Origin of the sequence: Mesorhizobium sp. M7A.F.Ca.ET.027.03.2.1, assembly GCF_003999175.1 — a bacterium.
In the GTDB taxonomy this organism is placed as follows: Bacteria; Pseudomonadota; Alphaproteobacteria; order Rhizobiales; family Rhizobiaceae; genus Mesorhizobium.
Genome location: NZ_RZOM01001020.1, coordinates 1 through 2,236 on the forward strand (window position 1 = coordinate 1; position 2,236 = coordinate 2,236).

Below are 2,236 nucleotides of genomic sequence, written 5' to 3' on the forward strand. Positions count from 1 at the left end.
AGGCATTGAAGCTGGCGACCAGTTCTTCATTGGTGATTGTGGGTTCGGGGATTTCAACGCCGATGCCGCTGATGATGACGCGATGCATGTCCAGTCCGTCCCATCCGCAGGCGCTGCGGCTTCATGTGGGCGCCGGAACGCTCCGGCGCAACAGTTTTCTCACCGAGGCGGTTTACGCCGGCTTAAACCAAAGATCTGGGCCGACTGAAGCCGATCCCTCGACATGGCCACAGCCAAAGCCAAGCGGCCCTAAGGCGCCGCGCGACATGGATAATCAAGCTCGTTTTGCGACAATGAAAATGCGCGGAAAGGGCAAGAGCACCTTGCCATCAGCCGTCTTTGGATAGGCCTTGGCGATCTTGGCCGTGTAACATTCGAGGAACATCGCCCTCTCCTCGGCATCCAGCGGATCGAGGAACGGCTTCAGGCCCGTCGATTTCACCCATTCGACGATCGCCTGCGCGTCGGCAAGCGGATGGTTGTAGATGGTGTGCCAGATATCAAGCCGGTCGCTGAGCGGCGACAGCAGGTCATAGTAGAACGACACCGGCGGCAACGGCCCGCGTGCCGCGCCCTTGAGCTTTTCGGCAAATGGCATTTCGGCGGCGGTCTCCCGCATCAGGCGGTGGGAGTCCTCGCCCAGATTGTCGGGCATCTGGACGGCAAGCGCACCGCCTGGGGCGAGGAAGCCCATCAGCCGCTGGAACACCGCCGGATGGGTAGGCAGCCATTGGAACACAGCATTGGCGAAGATCACGTCGACCGGCTCCGCCGGCTGCCATTCGGAGGCATCGGCGAGATCAAAGGTGACCTCGGGCAGGCGCGCCCTCGCCTTCTCGATCATGTCGGGCGAAGTGTCGAAGCCGCTCACCTGGGCATCCGGCCAGCGCTCGACAAGCAGTTCGGTCGAGTTGCCAGGCCCGCAGCCGATGTCGACGACCCGGCGCGGGAAGTCCACCGGCACCTGCGCGACCAAATCCCGCGCGGGCCGCGTGCGCTCGTCTTCGAATTTCAGATATTGGGCGGCGGACCAATCAGCCATTTGAGCTCCTCATGCTGGTTGAGATCGCCGCCCTAAAACCCCTTACCGCGTCAGCCTCTTGTAGGTCATGCGGTGCGGGTTGACGGCATCAGGCCCGAGGCGACGGATCTTGTCCTGCTCGTAATCCTCGAAATTGCCTTCGAACCATTCGACATGGCTGTCGCCCTCGAAGGCGAGGATGTGCGTCGCCAGGCGATCAAGGAACATACGATCGTGCGAGATGATGACGGCGCAGCCGCCGAAGTTTTCCAGCGCGTCTTCGAGTGCCGCCAGCGTTTCGGTGTCGAGATCGTTGGTCGGTTCGTCGAGCAGCAGCACATTGCCGCCGGTCTTCAACATCTTGGCCAGATGCACGCGGTTGCGCTGGCCGCCGGACAGATTGCCGACCTTCTGCTGCTGGTCGCCGCCACGGAAGTTGAACGACGCGCAATAGGCGCGCGTGTTGGCCTCGAACTTGCCGAGCTTGACCACTTCGGCGCCGCCGGAAATCTCTTCCCACACCGTCTTTGACGGATCGAGCGCATCGCGGCTCTGGTCGACATAGCCGAGCTTGACCGTTTCGCCGACGCGGACCGAGCCCGCATCCGGCTTTTCCTGGCCGGTGATCATGCGAAACAGCGTCGTCTTGCCGGCGCCGTTCGGGCCGATGACGCCGACGATGCCGCCGGGCGGCAGCTTGAATTCCAGGCCGTCGATGAGCAGCGTGTCGCCAAAGCCCTTCGACAGGCCTTCCGCCTCGATCACCACATTGCCGAGCCGCTCGCCATGCGGAATGACGATCTGCGTATCGCTCGGACGCCGCTTGTCGGCTGCATCCAAAAGATCCTGGAACGCCTGGATACGCGCCTTGGACTTGGTCTGGCGAGCCTTCGGGCTCGACTGGATCCATTCGCGCTCGCGGCCGATGGCGCGCTGGCGGGCATCGTCCTCGCGGCCTTCCTGCTTGAGGCGCTTGGCCTTGGCTTCGAGGTATTTGGTGTAGTTGCCCTCATAGGGAATGCCGCGGCCGCGATCGAGTTCGAGGATCCAGCCGGTGACATTGTCGAGGAAGTAGCGGTCGTGGGTGATGATCATCACGGCGCCCGGATAGGCACGCAGATGCTTTTCCAGCCACGCCGTGGTCTCGGCGTCGAGATGGTTGGTCGGTTCGTCGAGCAGCAGAAGGTCGGGCTGGCGCAGCAGAAGCTGGCAAAG

At 62.7% G+C, this 2,236-nt stretch carries 3 protein-coding genes; 1 reads left to right on the forward strand and 2 read right to left on the reverse strand.

Translation table 11 applies throughout. The annotated features are described in order from the left end of the window. The coding region (locus EN750_RS40075; RefSeq protein ID WP_210212781.1) for a hypothetical protein at nucleotides 1–208 on the forward strand (208 nt) is incomplete at its 5' end. A gap of 66 nt (nucleotides 209–274) precedes the next feature. Here EN750_RS40075 and tam read toward each other — a convergent pair. Together tam and ettA are read right to left on the reverse strand one after the other, a co-directional pair. Continuing rightward, nucleotides 275–1,042: a trans-aconitate 2-methyltransferase gene (gene tam, locus EN750_RS30515; RefSeq protein ID WP_127398949.1), complete on the reverse strand. Its 768-nt coding sequence runs from the start codon at nucleotides 1,040–1,042 to the stop codon at nucleotides 275–277. A 42-nt stretch (nucleotides 1,043–1,084) separates the two neighbouring features. Continuing rightward, nucleotides 1,085–2,236: energy-dependent translational throttle protein EttA (ettA, locus tag EN750_RS30520; RefSeq protein ID WP_127398950.1), on the reverse strand; the 1,152-nt coding region annotated here is incomplete at its 5' end.

Bases quoted from the DNA above. Each gene is read 5' to 3' on its own strand.
- tam (WP_127398949.1), bottom strand. From the start codon at position 1,042: ATGGCTGATTGGTCCGCCGCCCAATATCTGAAATTCGAAGACGAGCGC.